We start from the raw sequence: 16,109 nt of genomic DNA, 5'->3' as shown, positions 1-16,109 counted from the left end.
AAGTTTCTCGTCCTCCGTAGCATGATCCCCCTGGCAGGTCGAACCTGCGTGCGAGGGTACTTAGCTATCTTTTCGAGCCAGCAACGTACATTATTTTGAGGAGACAGTCTCTGCTTGCCAATCCAGCCGACGGGCTTTGTAGCCAGGCAGGCTACGGCAATTGAGGGCACGTTTTGGCCCAATGATATTGACGACGTGGCCGCAGTGATTGTCGTGAATGCGCATGCGTCCGTCTCTAAGAGCCAGGTAGAGCGCGTCAATTTCCTGTTCCGGTCCTAGGGCCGCGATCACCTGCGGATGATGCAGGAGGTCGAGTGACCAGGCGGGTTCTTTCTGGCCCATAGAAGCCAGCGCGCGAGCGCGGCCCTTTTTCTCGTCAATGAGGCAATGCAGGTCGCGCGTCGAGGCAATGGCAATGGTGGCGGCTTCTCCATCGTCGAGGGACGGCGAGCCTGAGGTGAGCGCAGAAAACTGAGTGTATTCTTCATCGGTCAGGTCGGCGAGCGTGACCTCACCATTTCCGATCAGGCCATGAAGGAAGCTGTGCTCGCCATTCTTGCGGCTGGTTTCATGTTCCAGCTCGTTGGCCACGATCCTGGGAACAAGTATATCGTTGGGAACGGCCCTGAGAATCCGCTCGCCGTAGGTGCATGCGTGAAGGTTGATCAGAACGCTCGTATCGAGAACAAGCGGTTTCGGGTCATCAATCAGGGAGCTTGAGAAGGTCATCCGTCTCGCTTTCCTCAAGCTCGATCTGGTCGATGATATCGCGCAGCTCGACACGACCAACATTTAACAATTCTGCTAGTTGGCCTTCCGACATGAGCTCACGCTTCCAGGCCGCATGGGCCATCAGGCTCATGCGGTGGGAAAGGAGACGATCCGCATCACCTTTGGCCGGGTCGCGACGATCGGTCATCTCACCGAGAACTTCCCGCACGTCCTTATCGGTAATGCCGCCATTCTTCTCAAACCACGCCCAGGTTCCTTTTTTTGCGAGACCGAGTTCCTCCAGTCGCAGGCCACAAGCCTGGCGCGAGATGTTGTACTGATGGGCGAGCAGGATGATCAGCCGCCGCGTCGTCTTGCCGGTGATTTCCTTCAACTGCCGGAAGCTCTCAGAGAAGCTCGCAGCGGGGGTCAGGAATGCCCGACCGAAAGCGTTGGCGTAGCGTTCCTCGCGCGACAGGAACTTCTCATCCTCCTCCAGTACCTCGGGCGATTGGCGCGTGCCGTAGAAGTGGCCGATCTCGTGGGCGGCAGACTGAATGCGCCGTGGCAGGGGGTGGTTTGCATTCAGGAAGATGCAGGCGCCCACTGCCTCTTCATACGTGAACAAGCCCGCCACCTTTGACTTTGACGACAGGCGCCGCTGGTACAGCCGGATGCCGAGACCAAGCTCGATGACCGAGAAAATATCGGCAATCGGTCCGGGGCCGAGACCCAACCAGTCGCGCAGGTCTTGAGCATGCTGCTCAGCAAGCGCAATGACGTCGCCTTCGTTGACGCCATGCTCAGGCGGGTAATTTCGGCGCCGCTCAATGCCCAGCACGTTCTCCAGCTCAACATCCGCCTTAATCAGATTGTTGAAGAGTTGCACGGCTTCTGCGGTGTCCTTGTCCTCCGTCTCCCGGAGCTTTCGGAACCGCGGCACTAGGTCCGTATGCACGGCCTCCCGCCGAAGAAGGGCATTGACCGAGATCCCGTAGTGACGGGCCAGCGTTTGCAGTTCCTGAATGCGCACACGGCGTGCGCCTTTCTCAATTGAGACAAGGGTGGGCCGGGACATGCCAATGACCTGGGCCGCATCATCCTGCCGAATGCCCGCGTTCTCCCGAGCCAATCGCAGACGCCGGCCTATTTCCTGTGCGCTCAGTTCATTCAGATCGGCCATGGCGTCCTCCTTCCATCCAGCTCCTCAAGAAGCTTTGTTCTCCTTGGGCAGACAGAAATGCCTGCCACTCTTGCGCATGGGTCACGAGCAAGGTCCTCAGTTTCTTTAGCGTTTCTTCGTAGCTTGTGCCCGTCGCCGCTGCGATTTCCGAGACGTGCACCCGGAGTTCGCTGTCAGGCAGGACCGCCATGTCGGCGAGTTGCTGCAAGTGGCGCGCACCAACGCTCCCGTACTCAATCATGATGTCCCGGTCAGGTTTTCGGGGCAGGACGGATAGCGCCTTGTTCACGTCCGGCGCACCCAGGTCCGAAATGACATAGGTGCCGGGCTTCTCGCTGATATCGGCCGCATGCATGCTCAAACGCCGCAACAGGCAGGCCGCGCAAAGGCCGCACTGTTTCTTACCGCCGCCCATATTCACGATGCGACGGTTCTGCCAGCAAGACCGTGCACCGGTCAGTTCCTTTTTTGTTTTCCCATGAATACCCAGGAAGGCGCGCAGCGTCTGACCTTTCGTGAACCAGAGTCGGGGTTGTTCATACCGAATCCGGTGATCCAACACCGACTTGATGAACCACTCCATTTTTCGAAAGAACGTCGGATGGTTACGGTAGTCGGCGTAGATGTTGTGAAGAGGGAGCAGCACAGGCCCAAGTGCACCCTGGCCACTTTCAGGGACGACAATCCGCGTCAAATTGGATAGGTGGGATGCTATGGCGGTTATCGCGGCAAACTGGAATCCGCGCGAACGAAAGCTGCTTTCATTGCTGCGGAAGCCTTTTACCTTGAAGGGTATCTGCGTGAAGTAGCTGTCGCCGTCTTTCAGGCTCTGGCGAAAGTTTGCGACCCGAATGCAGAGCGCCTCATCCTTAGTACCTGTCAGGGCCGAAACGGCGCGGGAGTCCAGGCCATCGCTATAGGCGATTGCAAACGCTTTAGTCGTTGGGAATCGCAGCAACCCCTGTCGCTCGCCAATCGGTGATCGGTTTTTCGCCTGAACAAACGTGAAGAGCCACTCGTCACAGGTCAGATGGCGCAGAACACTCCGCAGGTTTGCCTGAACGATGGGCTTCTGCCACGTCGCGAGGTCAATCACGGGCATCGTCACATGCAGGGTCCGGCTCCAGCCCTGCGGACGCTTCCAGCGGCGATCGGCAAATTCGATGGCGGCACAGAGGACCAGCAGATCGTAGTGCAGCGGTTGGCATCCCTTTACATCGAAAGTATCGAGAACCGCCGCATTGAAGGTGATCTTCCGGCCGATTTCAGCGGTAGCGACGCCCCTTGAGCGGGGGCGACCAAGTTTCTGACCCTTCTCGACCACATGCAAATGCTTGCCTGCCAACATCAGTTTCTTCGGATGCGCGTTCACTCGTCAGGTCCCTCATCTACGCCGGTCTTTTTTTGTTGAGCCTGTTTGAACGCGCGCTTGTCGCCGGTGGTCAGAGCGTCACAGAGGGCATCGGAATTGATATTCGCAAACGTCTCGCGGTTGCGCTCAATCCCCTTGCGGTAGTCGTTCTCGTTCATGTCGCCGAGATCGCGGGCGCGAATGCATTCTTCGTCCAGGCGGTTCTTGGTAATGCCGATCCAATCCGCAACGGTGCTCGGGAGTGCCTGGTCAAGGGCAGTGCCGAGGGGCATCTGGTCGCGGAGATTGGCAATGAGGTGCTTCTGGAGCGTGTCCGTGAGAGGCGATTTCGGGTGACTTTCGAAGAGCGCCTCCATCGACGAGATGGCATCCAAGTCCATCTGAGGGCGTTGGGCATGGGCCTTGATGTCGGCGAGGATGGTGCTGATTGCCGGCAAATCATCGGTGCCGATCATGCTGTGGCAGGCTTGGGCAGTGCGTTCCTCCAAGCTCGTTGCGTCGCTCACCAAATCCTTGCCGTACTGTTTCCAGCGGCTACTCAGCTCTGCATTTCTGAACGGTCCATCGGTCATGGCAACCTCCTACGTTAACAACATAAGGACATAAACTGACAAAGTCAATAACTATATAAAAATATCTGACATCAGGATATGCACACGGCCTGAGTTTCTGAAGTTGGGGTAGGGGAAAGCCTTTCCCTGCCTGCAACCGCCTCCGGCGTTTTCCGTCACCCCTTCGAGCGACGGCTACAGCTCCGTAAGGCGACTGGAACCGCCCTTCAGGGGTGATTTGTCTCTAACAGTCAGAGACCTGCCCGTGGATTGAGGATTGGCCCAGAAGCGCACACTATCAGGGACTTCGAGCCGCGCGTCATGGCGACGTAGAGATTGCGCGCATCCAAGTCGCTGCCGTTGAGGATGACAGCTACCTCTGCCTCCAGCCCTTTCAGCAGGAGTGTGCTACCGACAGCGCGCTTCGGGAGGGGCCTGCCGACCAATCGGTTCTGCTCGCGCATCCGGACTGCGGCCTCATGGAACGATAGACCTTCTGTCCCGCCGCAAAGCTGGAGCGCCTTGATGCAAGCTCGCAGGACAGCAGGCCGGTGCGCGCTGACCCCCGCTTCCTTATTGATTTCCACCAGAACATCAACCGCAGCGCGGTGCGACGGCGTGCGAACAAATGACAAAGCGATGGCCTCGACATCCGTCGGCGGGTTGCGAGCGGTGCCGCGTTGCAACGATTGCACGCGCCTCACCAAGTCTGCGGCGCCGACATTTCGCATGACGCTTTGGGCAAAGCCGGCAAGGCGTTCAAGTGCGTCCGGTGCGGCGAGGTCGAAGGCTCCGGCGAACGTCACCAGATCCCGCAGGTCAACGGCTTCAACGGTTATGGCCCCTGGCGTCTGGCTGGCAAATTGCCGCTGACCGTCCGGGTTCCTGCTGTCCCCAATAATGAGGACGCAGCCCTGATCGTCCAGCGGACGCACACGCGCAGCTCGCAGGCGCCGCTGGTGATCTTCGGTGCCGTCCAGTTCGACCCAATTCACACCTTCCGGTGCCGCCCGCAGGTCAATCGGTTCGCCGCGCAGCAGCTTGCCGCGCACGTCGAGCAGCCAACGGCCTAATGGTTCCGCGCCAGCGTTGATCCATCGCCAGGGAGTGACAAGCTCGCCCGCCAGCGGGAAATAGGTGCAGACCTCTTCGTTCCACTTCGCAAGATTGTCGCTGCCGAACCCGAAAATCGCCTGCATCGGATCGCCGAGCACGCACGTTGGCAGTATTTGTGCCGCATATGCCACGACGGCGTGCTGCCGAATGGAGCAGTCCTGATACTCATCTACGATGAGCCGGGTATAGCTCGCCGCAAGGACGTCGTTGACGTGACCTGCTTGTAGCAGCTTGGCGGCCGCGAAGCGGATGTTGGGATAGTCGGTGCCGGGACGCGCCAGTTGCAGTAAGTCGGCGTCGTGCGCGCTGCGTGCCGGGAACGTCGAGATGAGCCGCATGGCCCATCCATCAATCGTCGAGAGGCGATAGGCTTTAGCGGGCACACCTGCGCTATCGAGCCGTCCGCGCAGCGCCACGACACCGGCATTGGTATGCGTCAGCACGAGGATTGGCTTGCCACCGCCGTGGCGGGTCAGAGCTTCGGCAATCAGGTGCGTTTTCCCGCACCCTGCAGGCGCGGTCACTGTGCCGCGATTGACGGCTAGCAGGTCGATGTCATTGTCCGGCATCGCCCGCCCACCCGAAGACGCCGTCGATGAGCGCCCTGAAAGCCGCGTCAGCATTTGCCAAGTCTGGGCCGACAATGTCGCGGGCGACATCCTCCATCCAAGTGACAGACTTGAACCAGCCGGCCTTCTTTGCCCGCGCGGCCTTACCAAGGATAGCCCGGCTCTCCGCGGTTATACCGTCAATCAGAGCTTCGGTTTGGACGCCGTTTAAGTCCTTTGCATTCTGCGAGGCCGACTTGATGTGCTCATTGACCAACTCTTCGCCATGCAGCTCGACCGCCCTGTCAAGGAGCTTGCCGACGCCATCGTCGGTCAGGCTCAGGAAAAGTTCGTCTTCTAATGCCCGCCCATCGCGCCACGCGATAACTGTCCCACCGTTCGCGGTGAAGGCTGCCTCCACCGCTGCTGTCGGCTTCTTGTCATCGTCCCTGACCACCGCCGCCCGGTATCCCAGCGCATGGAATGCGGCCGCGCGCGCAAAGGGCCGGTCGGAATCGCCGCCGCCAGAATCGACGAGGGCCGTTCCCTGAGCGGTGATGGCCTCGTGGCCGCTCGCGGTCCGATACTGATCGAGGCCGCGGATCAGGCCGACTTCACTCGCGCCTTCGCAGACAATGACGTTCGGCGCAAGAAAGGCGTCAGGGTGCGAGCGGATCGTACTCTGAGTTCCGTCCGCCGTTCCGACCGCGCGGACATCGTGCTTATCGATCGCGCCACGCGCCACGAACAACTGATTCCCCGACAGCTCGCGCAACGCGACAGGTGAATGCGTCGTCATGAAGACTTGCAGCGGTGACGGTGTTTCCTTTGCGCCGAGAGAGCCGAGGAGCCGGATGATACGGTGCGGCTCCAACCCGTGCTCCAACTCGTCGATCAGGATGATGGAAGCTTGTGCCGCCGCCCTCCGTTGGAGGCCGGCGATGAGCAGCCGAGTCGAACCGATGCCCAGACCACGCAATGGTACGCCGTCTTCATCGTGCAGGGAGATTGTGCCGCCGCTGAACGATACGGAGTGCGCATCCAGCATGGCTTTGATGTGCTCGCCAATGGCGATGCCAAGCTCCTTCGCCGTGGCCGCGACGATGCCCAGCGTCTCCCCCAATTGACCCTGCGCCTGGTCGCCGAAGGCAGCGCGAGCATCACGGGCAGCTTTAGCCAAAGCCGCCGACGCATCGGCGCGTTCTTCCGACACGCGGTTCAGCACGGAGCCGCGCCGCCAGCCCAGATGGTAATCGGCCATCGCGCCAATTCGCGTGGGGGCAAGCCGAACGCGGTCGCCCCAACTCAGGTTTCGCGTCAGCCCCTGCACTTCGGCCCGCGCCGACACCAGCGCCCACGTCGGCTCTAGATCGCTGGCGACGGTGAGTTTCACCGTCAGGACTGTTTCGGCATCTTTTTCTGGTTCGTCCTCAATCGTGCCGGTGTCCGCATCAAATCCGCGGAGATACATGCCGTAAGCATCAAGATTCTTTAGATCGTCGTCGAGGTCTCCGAGAGTAACCTCGATGGCAATCGGCGTCTCTACATCAAGCAGATGGAAATCCGCGTCAGTAAACTGGATGCTCCTGCGTGCGCCGAGGCAGAAATCAATCGCATCAAGGATCGATGACTTCCCGCTATCCCCGGGACCGATCAGGCAATTGATGCCGGGAGCAGGATACCAGGTCAGTGCCTTGATACCTCGAAAGTTCCTGATCTCTAACACCCGAACCCGTGCCATAACCTGCTCCTGATTTTTCTTCGTGTCAGGCCGACATGCGGCCTTTGAACGGAATAATGTTACCGGGCGTGGGATCGGCTTCAGGTGCACTCTCCTCGACCAGCCTTACTAGAGGCGCAATTACCATCTGCTCCCATAGCCCGTTGATCATTTTCTCAAGGCGGTCTTTCAAGCTTGCCTCTTTGACGAACCAACTCTCCAGGTGTCCTGCTACGCGCATTTTGAACCCAGGACCGCGACCCCATTCCGAAGCGCATGCAGACCACACAGGCGATTGCGATAGGGGTTCGCGATAAACCTCGAAGCCTCCGAGCTGGGCTGCTTCGAGGAAGGCGCGTTTCGATGCTGCCGCGCTCGCGGCAATCTGGTCGATTGAGCGGTTGGCTAATGCCAGGCCGTCGTCTGCCTTCAGCGACTTCAGGAATGCATCAAGGCCATTGAACCAGCTTTCGCTCCGCCGCTTCGCGTCCCTGGCAGCGCCGACGCCAATCAGATGCACCACGTTAAGGCCCGTGTAGTCTCCGCTCCGCCGAGTGGAGGCCCAGAGCGTCGAGGCGTACCTCACGCCCTTGATGGTGTTGATCGCATCCACATGCGCCAGTTGTTCTCGGGCACCTAGCCCCCGATTGCCTCTAAGAAAGGTGTTGAGCCTGTTGGCTACCTCCTCGATAGCGGCGTTCAACGCTTGTGCTTCATGGTTCTTGATGATGTCCCGCGAGGCGGCGCACAGGTCGAAGAGCCGCTCCTCGACCGCTTTCCGCATCCGGCTCAACTGCCCGAACAAGTCGCTGCGGACCCTGGCGGCGTCGTCGGCCTCGACGTTGTAGAAAAGCATCGGGACGCCGGCGAGATCCTCGGCCGCAAGCTCAGATGAGACTTGCATCCGTTTGAACTCGTAGCCCTCCGCATCCGTCAGCGCCTGTTCGCCCATATCATCTTTCATCGCGCGTGCTTCCTCGGATCGAGGTAACGCCAGAACCGAGACCTTCCCGGTATCGAAGCGCTCAGAGAAGGTCTGGCGCATATGCTGAAGCAGCACGCGCGTACTGGTCCCCGGTGCGTCGTTGAAACGCGAGCAGAAGATAATCGCAGTCCTAGGGTCCTTCAGCCGATGGTCTAAATCCTCGCGAACGGCCACGTCATCGACGCCCTTGGTATCGATAACCGTGATGTCCAGTTCGCCGAACGCCCGCCCGAAGTTCGGGATGAGCAGGTCGATGCTCTTGGGCAGCGGCACGTCTTTCAGGCGGCCGTTATTGACTGCCTTGAATGTTTCGGTCACCCATTCCATTGGATGCTTGCGGGTTGAGCTGTCGTACCAGAGTTCTCGCCGCGTCCGGTCGTCGAGATTTATCAAGGTGAGGATGCGGGTCCGAAACTCGTCCTCGCTACTGCTGGACTTGGCCAAGTCGCCCACGGGGTCGTGATAAACGATCTTCCCATCGACCGTCTCCCGCTTGCGTCCAAGCCCAGACATATTACGGATGGCGCGCTCCGCTTCCCGGCTGACGCCGACGGTTTCTCCCGCCTCACGCTGTTTGCTCGCGTGAACAGCCCACTTTGCGGCACAAAAGTCCGACACAAGTTCCCGCATCTCTACATCGCTCATGGGCAGCAGGGAGATACCGAACTCAGGGCCACTCTTGACGTGCACCTCGCAGATCGTGGTGCCACCGGCACCGGTTTCCAGCACCGGCCGATTGATTGTTTTGTCGGTGAGGGACGGGGGCACGAGCAGATCGAAGATGAAACTGATGGCTGTGGACTTGCCGACACCCATGTCTCCGACGAAAGCTATATTGTGATTGAGCCGCCCTAGAAAGCTCGCCGCGCGGAGGAGTGATTCCCGCTGTCGTTCGATTTGACGGCGCAGTGGCCACGGGTGCTCGTCATCCGCAAGGAAGGTCCCGATTTCGTCGAGTGTCTCTTCGGTGATCTCAAGGCACGCGCGTTCTGGGTTCCAGAAGGATGGCGGCTCGATGTGCTGCCAATCCCGACCGATGTACTCCCTGAATGCTTTGGCTTTCGGGGTGCCGAGCGCGTCAAGAGCCTCCAGCACCCGATCGACATCCGCGCTTGCAAAAACTTCGCCCTTTTCAATGCGCGAAACCCTGCTTTGGTCGAGTCCGGTTCTTTCTGCCAATACGGCCTGTGTGAGATTGGCTTCGGCGCGCAGGCGTGCGATTGCCGTACCAATCTTCTGCGTCGGGGTGTATTCGGTCATTTTCACCTCCAAGAAATAATGTATGCGGCATATATGCTGCATGAACACAAATATGTCAAGTCGGAGGGGAAAGCCTTCCCCTGCCTGCAACCGCCTCCGGCGCTTTCCGTCACCCCATCAAGCGGGATTCCACCCCGCAACGCCGCGCTTCCGCCTCTATCTCATGGAATGTGAATGGCGCTTCAACTGCCGCCTGACAAGCGATCTGTTGGAGGCGCTACTGCAATGGGCGAATATGTGTTCAGTCCGGGCATATCCACGTCAGCCTATGGGGAAAAGTGCACCTCGCCACAGGCGACTGGTTGCCAAATTCGTCCAAAATAGACAGAATAGCCAAAACTGGACGGTCGCCATGAAAACCATGTCTGCGAAGGACGCGAAGAACGGCTTCGGCCGATTGATCGACATCGCACGCGCGGAGCCAGTCACCATAGAGAAACATGGTCGCGCAGTTGTCGTGGTACGGAACTGACCCGTCATACCTTAGCTGACATCTTGAAGCGGTCGGGCCGTCTCAGCGAGTTCAAGGTCAACCCACAGGCTTTCATGGTTGCGGTCGCCAAGGAAATTTCGAGGGCGCTCCATGACCTCATGCTGGAAGGAATCAAGTACGAAAAGGTTGCCGGACAACACTGGGAAATGAGCCGGATTGAACAGGATGCGGAAGAAGGCATCATCCGCTACCTGAGCAACCTTTACGAGGTGCAGAACCGCGCCAAGTGCCTTTTTGACGCGATCGAGTATGAGTCGGAGGTGGAAAAGCAGTTTGCCCGCGACCTCGACAGCAACGAGAACGTCAAGCTGTTCGTCAAGTTGCCGTCATGGTTCAAGATCGACACGCCAATCGGACCGTACAACCCCGATTGGGCGTTTGTGACTGAACGGGATGAGAAGCTCTACTTCGTGCGCGAAACTAAGAGCACGCTCGATTCCGAAGAACGGCGCACAAAGGAAAACCAAAAGATCGCCTGCGGACGCAAACACTTCGGTACGCTCGGCGTGGACTATGACGTCGTGACCTCTCTGGCGGAGGTGCAAATATGAGGTGGGACTTCCACCTCGATGGCAGAAAGGGAGTTGACCCTGTCCCTGAGAATACGTCCATTGAGAATGAGAGATTCTGGCAAATTCGAAGCGTTTGAGATTGGAGGAATTTGCCATGAAGACGTCGAAGTTCACAGGTGAGCAGATCGCCTTCGCGCTGCGTGTACAGAGACGGTAATCACCTGACACCTGCCGCTCCGGCGGGGTCAGTTTAAGCGGCCTTTGGCTTCGTTTCTTCCTTTCCGTTTTGCCCTTGGGCAGGCCCGCGATGAAGACGGCGGTGGGCGTCCTGCCGTTCATCTTGCGGCCTTGGTCGGGACGCTTAGTGTTGTAGGTGACGAGGTAGGCGTCCAGGTCGGCCTGTATCTCGTGTTGCCCTCGTAGAACTTGGTCCGGCCCATGACGCGGAAGTGCTCGTCGAGGAGCGTGCGGTGCAGGCGCTCGACATAGCCGTTGGACTGCGGGCGGTGCACCTTCGTGGTGCGGTGCTCGATCTCTTCGAGTTGCAGGAACAGCTCGTAGGGATGGCGGTCGGGCCGGCCGCAATATTCCCGTTAACTTACGGAGGCGGGGAGGCGACGTCCCCAGCGATTTTTCTCAGAGGCCAAAGGCGTTCCCGATCACGGTCCCCACCTGCTCCGTCGTTTGCCGTAGCGGATCGGCGGCGAGGTGAGCATAGACGGCGGTGGCCTGCGGTGTTCGATGTCCAAGCAGGCCGCCGATAATCGGCAGGGAGCCACCGACGCTGATGCCCATGGAGGCGAAGGTATGCCGCAGATCGTGAATGCGGACATCTGAAAGGCCGGCCCGCGAGCGGATCCGGCGCCAGGGGCGCTGCAGATCGGTGATATGTTGGTTCTCCTTCATGCCGACGAAGACGTAAGGATTTTCGTCGACGCGTTCGATGCTCTCCAATATTCGGCTCGCCGCCTGGCTCAGGGGGATCGCCTTGGCGCCATGCCGATCCGACTTGTGCTCCTTGAGCAGGATAAGGTCGTTCGCAAGATCGACCTCTTCCCATTTCAGTTTCTGGATTTCGCTGAGGCGGGCGCCCGTGAGCACCAGCAGGCGATAGGCGGCGCCCACGGTCCGGCTGATGGTGCCGTCCTGTTCCGCGAGGTCGAGAGTGATCGCCAGTTTCTTCAGTTCCTCCATGGAGAGGAAGCGCTGCCGGCGCGTCTCGCGGAACGGCCGGACACCAGTCGTCGGATCGACATGGGGCTCGACGAGACCCCAGATCCGCGCGCGGCCATACATGGCCTTGAGCAGCCCCAGAACCCGGTTGGCGTTGTAGCGGGTCTCCTTGAGGCTTTGATGGAGACGATCCACGTCCGAGTGGCGCAGCTCATGGATGCTGCGCCGGCCCAAGGCCGGAATGATGAACCGGTCGAGCAGCCATTGGTGGGCCTTGATGGTGCTTTCCTTGCACCGGCCCTCGCAGTGATCGCTCATATAACGGTCGGCGAGGTCCTTGATGGTCATGGCCGACCGGCCCTCGTCCCGGTCCTGGCGGGGATCGCTGCCGCGGGAAACGGCGCTCAATTGCTGGCGTGCTTCCGTCCGCGCCTCCTCCAGGGTCATGACCCCGTACCGCCCGAGGGTCACCCGCCGGCTGCGGCCATGCCGATTGCGATACTGGATCACGAACGATTTCACGCCCGACGGCTTGATGCGCACGCCGAAGCCGGGAAGGGAGGAATCCCAGAGAACCACCTCCTTGACTGTGGCGCTGGTCTGGTCGATGTCGCGTTTCGTGAGTCTGGCCATGATTGCGGCTCCGGTAAGCGTGAGGTAAGATCATGCTTACCCATTCGAGCCATGGTGGGTAATCGAAGTCAACGATAAATTTTATATAAAATGTTTTAAAACAATATATTACAAACAATAGCAATGCCGGACAATGCGGAGCAGGGTATGAGTCATCAAACTCATAACCTGAAGGTCGCAGGTTCAAATCCTGCCCCCGCAACCAACAAATTCAACGCCTTAGTGGGTAACCGCTAAGGCGTTTTTTGTCGTGGGTAAGTTAGAGTTTGAGCGTCTGTGACAGCCAGATTTCGTAGTCGCGATCACCGATCTGCGGTGTGTCGGACATTTGAGCATCCAAGTCCACGCCGGTACGTCCCAGGTCGCGGGCGTCCTTGGGTGACATGCCGAACCGGGCCTTGAAGGCGCGCGAGAAATGAGCCTCGCTGGCGAAACCCCAGTTGAAGGCAATGTCATAAACATATTTTTGATGGTGGCGGAGCGAAACCAGGTCCGCGGCCGCGCGACGCAGGCGGCGGTCCTGGATATAGGCCCGGACTCCGCCGTAAGGGGCGAACAGGCGGTAAAGCCCGGCCCGGGACAGTCCGACGGCGCTGCACAAAGTTGAAACCGACAGGTCGGGCGACGCCAGATTGCGCTCGATCTCCGACTTGGCTCGATGCAGAAGACTGGCGGCGGCGGCGGCGGCGGCGTTTTCGACATCGTCCGCGGAGCCGTTCAGGGCGCTGGCCATCAGCGCCAGCGTCGGTTCGACCGACAGGGCAGCACTTTCCTCGGTCAGGCCGTCAGACATGGAAAACAGCATTTTCAGATGATTGACCGCCATGGCGGTCAAGGGATCGGCGCCCTTGAGGACGCGGCCTTCCTGGCTGTCCGGTCGGCGCAGGTAGGGTGCGAGGAGTGGTCGCGGCACGACCAGGGTCAGATGCGAGAAATCGGACGTCTCCGCCACGTGACGTTCCGCCAGGTCGATGATCAGCAGGTCGCCGACGTCGGCCTCTGAATGGTGTCGTCCACGGCGCACTTCCTGACCGCCCTTGAGGTGGGTCTGAATCAGAAAATGATCCAATCCGTCCTTGGATGCCCGAAGGGAATCCCGTTCGAACCGCTGTGCCTTCGTTTCACAGCGGCTGAACATGATCTGATCGTTCAGGAGAAAACTGGTCAGCGAGGCATCAAAGCCGTCCGCCGCAGCGCGGACCGGTGGCGTGACGTCGAATAGGGCTGAAATGCTTTCCCGCCAGATATCGAACCGTTGATCGGTTGGCAGGCGGGTGGTCGAAAATTGGGATTTGCTGATTGCGTTCATGGCCGATACCGCCGATGGGACTTGTTCATCCCGATAGGGGACTGGTCCACTGTCATCGCATGAACACCCAAATGGGGGCGGGCGGCCCGCGCTCTGCATAGCTGAAAAGGTATCCTCCGTCCTGGGGGGGATCAAGAAATTTGAGACGCTCAGTCAAACATGCGTGAGGGAAAACAAATATGCTTTGCCCTGATCGGTCCGGAACATGCCGTCTTCGGGTCGTGAATCGCGTCCGCGCGGTTTCTGAAAAAAGATTTCCAACAAGGGGGTAGAACGGCATGAGGTTTATCGCAGCGACCATGATGGCATTGGCCGTATCAGCTTGGGCGACCGATCCGGCCTGGGCCGATGATGACGAGGGACGCTACCGCATCGTCAACATCAAGCGCGATATCGACGCAGACAAAGGGCCGCGCACGGTCAACGGCACGATGATGATCGATAGCAAAACGGGCCGCAGTTGGGTCCTGGACGAAGAACGGGGGCGTTGGGTGCCCGTCGGGTTCCGTGCGGCGAAGTTGGGCAACGACGTCACTGTCCTTCCCGGCAGCGCGAAGTAAGTCGGCATCCAGTGCGGAGCGTATCCAAAATGAATAAGTACACACTGGTTGCGGCCATGGTCGGCGTGTCCATGCTGGGCGGTTGTATGCAGATGTCCGGGGATGAACCGCGGCTTGCCACGGGGATTGGTGGCGCGGAATTGGCAGAGGCCAAGCCGAAAACGCACCTGAAGCTGACCGAGAACGATTACCAAAAGCCCTTGTGGAAAGCTCTAGATGCGGTCCGTCGAGGGGCGCTTCCGGAAGCCAACTTCATCCTTAATCAGGCGCTCAACCTGGCGCCGACCGATTCGGACCTGCATTTCCTCAATGCCTATGTCTACGAACTGCGCAGCCGCAGCGAAGGGGCACGGGTAAGCGAATTGGCCCAATCCGGTTATATTGCCGCGTTGAACAACGATCTGCGCCACTGGCCGTCGGCCTATCGGTTGGGCCTGTGGCACATGCGTCGCGGCGAGCACCACGAGGCCCTGCGCTGGCTGGGTGAGGCGGCGTTGATCAAGGATGACTCGCCGGAAATCTTCGAGGCCCTGGCCGAAGCCAGTTACCTGGATTTCGATGCCGCCGCCGCCGAGGCATTCCTGAACCGGGCCGCCGAACTGACCGGCGAGACGGTTGAAAACGTGCGCGCCCGCGCCGTGGTCAATGCTGCCCTGAACGACCGCGAAGATGCCGACAAGTTCGTCGAGAAATACAGAGACCTTGTCTCCGATCAGGAGGCCCGGCACCTGAACATGCGGGTGCAGCAGTGGCATGGGTTCCACGACAATGCCCTGAAGAATGCCGCCATACGCGGCGGCGGCCACATCCAGCAGGCCCAATTCTTCGGTGGCAAGACGCCCGCCGGGGTGCCGTCCAGCAAATCCCCGGGCAGCGCGTCGGGTGCGGCCAAGGGACAACAGGGAGCGGCCGAGAGCGCGGAAAAGCCTGAAGAATTGAAGAAACTGCCGGGCATGCTGGTCGTCGATGCGATCATCATCCGCCAGGCCTCGTCCCTGTCCGAACGGCGCGGCGTCAATCTGATCTCCCAACTTCAGGCGAGTTTCAGCGGCGACGTTTTCCAGTTCGCCCAGGACAGCGGGACCTCAGGCAGCACCGCGACCAAGCGGATCCAAAAGGCGTTCAAGATCGCCTTGGGCACCAATTCCTCAAGCTCCATCGATTACAGCCTGAACATCGCCAACAACACGGACAACCGCACCGAGGTTCTGGCCCGGCCGTCGATCACCGTGCTGGAAGGGGAGACGGGCAGCTTTTTCCTGGGGCAGGAAGTTACCTATTCCGTGGATGGAGACGGCGCCGATTCCTTCGACAAGGAGGTCGGGATTTCCTTCGAGGTGACGCCGGAAATTCTCGACGGCGGCAGGGTGCGGCTGGAAACCAAGGCCGAGTTCGATTCCTTCACTACATCGACGTCCAGCGTCACCTTCAACCGCGTCATCCCGACCCTGAAGAACCGCCTGAGCAGCACCGCCATCCTGTCCATCGGCCAGACCCTGGTTTTGGGGGGCGGCACGGAAGAGGAAAAATCGAAGTCGTCGGACGACGTGCCGGTTCTGGGCCGCGTGCCGCTGTTGCAGTATTTCTTCAGCTCGAAGACATCGACCACGGAAGACACCTCGCTGATCTTCCTGGTCACGCCGCGTCTGGCCGAAAGCCTGGACGATCGGGAAAACGTGGACGCCGCCGCCGGGGAACAAGGGGTGAAGACGGACGGCAATATCATGCGCCAGTTACGTCAAAGGTTCCGCAACTGGTTCGACCCGACCAGCAACCTGACCAAGGCCTTGGTCGGCCTGTCCTATTCCGATCTGTATCGCGAGTTTCGCGACGGCGACCTCAAATTCTCAGATGACGACAAGGATGGTGATTTCGATCGCCTGTTGGCCAACGACGGGAACGGGTTCCTCAACACGTATGAGGACGGGTTTTTCCCGGAACTGCTCCGGTACTTCTATTTCAACTGAGTGGTCGATTTAGGGA

13 protein-coding genes and 1 pseudogene are annotated in these 16,109 nt (G+C 59.6%); 4 read left to right on the top strand and 10 right to left on the bottom strand.

The window, feature by feature from the left end:
* Nucleotides 1-90 precede the first annotated feature (90 nt).
* From ABJZ52_RS06960 to ABJZ52_RS06930, 7 genes are all read right to left on the bottom strand, one after another.
* Entirely contained in the window at nucleotides 91-729 is a 639-nt protein-coding gene (locus ABJZ52_RS06960) for a DNA-binding protein (RefSeq protein WP_348322469.1), read from the bottom strand.
* Nucleotides 704-1,894, bottom strand: a complete 1,191-nt coding sequence (locus ABJZ52_RS06955; protein ID WP_348487702.1) for an XRE family transcriptional regulator — start codon at nucleotides 1,892-1,894, stop codon at nucleotides 704-706. The genes ABJZ52_RS06960 and ABJZ52_RS06955 overlap by 26 nt, the downstream gene beginning before the upstream one ends.
* Entirely contained in the window at nucleotides 1,878-3,266 is a 1,389-nt protein-coding gene (locus ABJZ52_RS06950; protein WP_348415816.1) for a hypothetical protein, read from the bottom strand. The genes ABJZ52_RS06955 and ABJZ52_RS06950 overlap by 17 nt, the downstream gene beginning before the upstream one ends.
* Nucleotides 3,263-3,838: a hypothetical protein gene (locus tag ABJZ52_RS06945; RefSeq protein ID WP_348415818.1), complete on the bottom strand. Its 576-nt coding sequence runs from the start codon at nucleotides 3,836-3,838 to the stop codon at nucleotides 3,263-3,265. The genes ABJZ52_RS06950 and ABJZ52_RS06945 overlap by 4 nt, the downstream gene beginning before the upstream one ends.
* Before the next feature lie 230 nt (nucleotides 3,839-4,068).
* Entirely contained in the window at nucleotides 4,069-5,502 is a 1,434-nt protein-coding gene (locus ABJZ52_RS06940; protein WP_348415820.1) for a UvrD-helicase domain-containing protein, read from the bottom strand.
* On the bottom strand, nucleotides 5,489-7,312 hold the full coding sequence (locus tag ABJZ52_RS06935) for an AAA family ATPase (RefSeq protein WP_348487701.1): 1,824 nt from the start codon (nucleotides 7,310-7,312) through the stop codon (nucleotides 5,489-5,491). The genes ABJZ52_RS06940 and ABJZ52_RS06935 overlap by 14 nt, the downstream gene beginning before the upstream one ends.
* Complete coding sequence (locus tag ABJZ52_RS06930; RefSeq protein WP_348487700.1) at nucleotides 7,248-9,536, bottom strand: helix-turn-helix transcriptional regulator; 2,289 nt, start codon at nucleotides 9,534-9,536, stop codon at nucleotides 7,248-7,250. The genes ABJZ52_RS06935 and ABJZ52_RS06930 overlap by 65 nt, the downstream gene beginning before the upstream one ends.
* A 262-nt stretch (nucleotides 9,537-9,798) precedes the next feature.
* Here ABJZ52_RS06930 and ABJZ52_RS06925 point away from each other — a divergent pair, with 262 nt between their 5' ends.
* Both ABJZ52_RS06925 and ABJZ52_RS06920 read left to right on the top strand, forming a co-directional pair.
* Nucleotides 9,799-9,918 (top strand): type II toxin-antitoxin system prevent-host-death family antitoxin, encoded by a 120-nt coding sequence (locus tag ABJZ52_RS06925; RefSeq protein WP_348199538.1) that lies wholly within the window; start codon nucleotides 9,799-9,801, stop codon nucleotides 9,916-9,918.
* Between the two features lie 23 nt (nucleotides 9,919-9,941).
* A complete protein-coding gene (locus ABJZ52_RS06920) occupies nucleotides 9,942-10,490 on the top strand; it encodes a hypothetical protein (RefSeq protein WP_348415826.1) in 549 nt (182 codons plus the stop codon).
* A gap of 258 nt (nucleotides 10,491-10,748) precedes the next feature.
* On the opposite strand, the pseudogene ABJZ52_RS06915 reads toward ABJZ52_RS06920, so the two are convergent.
* The 3 genes and pseudogenes from ABJZ52_RS06915 to ABJZ52_RS06905 all read right to left on the bottom strand — a co-directional run.
* Nucleotides 10,749-11,044: pseudogene (locus ABJZ52_RS06915) on the bottom strand (integrase core domain-containing protein); the annotation flags it as partial.
* A 43-nt stretch (nucleotides 11,045-11,087) separates the two neighbouring features.
* Nucleotides 11,088-12,257: a tyrosine-type recombinase/integrase gene (locus ABJZ52_RS06910; RefSeq protein ID WP_348487699.1), complete on the bottom strand. Its 1,170-nt coding sequence runs from the start codon at nucleotides 12,255-12,257 to the stop codon at nucleotides 11,088-11,090.
* Nucleotides 12,258-12,516: 259 nt separating this feature from the next.
* A complete protein-coding gene (locus ABJZ52_RS06905; RefSeq protein WP_348415830.1) occupies nucleotides 12,517-13,566 on the bottom strand; it encodes a helix-turn-helix domain-containing protein in 1,050 nt (349 codons plus the stop codon).
* A 278-nt stretch (nucleotides 13,567-13,844) separates the two neighbouring features.
* On the opposite strand from ABJZ52_RS06905, the gene ABJZ52_RS06900 reads away from it, so the two are divergent.
* Entirely contained in the window at nucleotides 13,845-14,126 is a 282-nt protein-coding gene (locus tag ABJZ52_RS06900) for a hypothetical protein (RefSeq protein ID WP_348415832.1), read from the top strand.
* Between the two features lie 29 nt (nucleotides 14,127-14,155).
* Complete coding sequence (locus ABJZ52_RS06895) at nucleotides 14,156-16,093, top strand: hypothetical protein (RefSeq protein WP_348415834.1); 1,938 nt, start codon at nucleotides 14,156-14,158, stop codon at nucleotides 16,091-16,093.
* The last annotated feature ends 16 nt before the right edge of the window (nucleotides 16,094-16,109 follow it).

This window comes from Roseibium sp. (assembly GCF_039982295.1).
In the GTDB taxonomy this organism is placed as follows: Bacteria; Pseudomonadota; Alphaproteobacteria; order Rhizobiales; family Stappiaceae; genus Roseibium.
This window is presented reverse-complemented; position numbering and strand designations above follow the sequence as displayed.

Bases quoted from the DNA above. Each gene is read 5' to 3' on its own strand.
- ABJZ52_RS06960 (WP_348322469.1), bottom strand. From the start codon at position 729: ATGACCTTCTCAAGCTCCCTGATTGATGACCCGAAACCGCTTGTTCTC.
- ABJZ52_RS06955 (WP_348487702.1), bottom strand. From the start codon at position 1,894: ATGGCCGATCTGAATGAACTGAGCGCACAGGAAATAGGCCGGCGTCTG.
- ABJZ52_RS06945 (WP_348415818.1), bottom strand. From the start codon at position 3,838: ATGACCGATGGACCGTTCAGAAATGCAGAGCTGAGTAGCCGCTGGAAA.
- ABJZ52_RS06940 (WP_348415820.1), bottom strand. From the start codon at position 5,502: ATGCCGGACAATGACATCGACCTGCTAGCCGTCAATCGCGGCACAGTG.
- ABJZ52_RS06925 (WP_348199538.1), top strand. From the start codon at position 9,799: ATGAAAACCATGTCTGCGAAGGACGCGAAGAACGGCTTCGGCCGATTG.
- ABJZ52_RS06910 (WP_348487699.1), bottom strand. From the start codon at position 12,257: ATGGCCAGACTCACGAAACGCGACATCGACCAGACCAGCGCCACAGTC.
- ABJZ52_RS06905 (WP_348415830.1), bottom strand. From the start codon at position 13,566: ATGAACGCAATCAGCAAATCCCAATTTTCGACCACCCGCCTGCCAACC.
- ABJZ52_RS06900 (WP_348415832.1), top strand. From the start codon at position 13,845: ATGAGGTTTATCGCAGCGACCATGATGGCATTGGCCGTATCAGCTTGG.
- ABJZ52_RS06895 (WP_348415834.1), top strand. From the start codon at position 14,156: ATGAATAAGTACACACTGGTTGCGGCCATGGTCGGCGTGTCCATGCTG.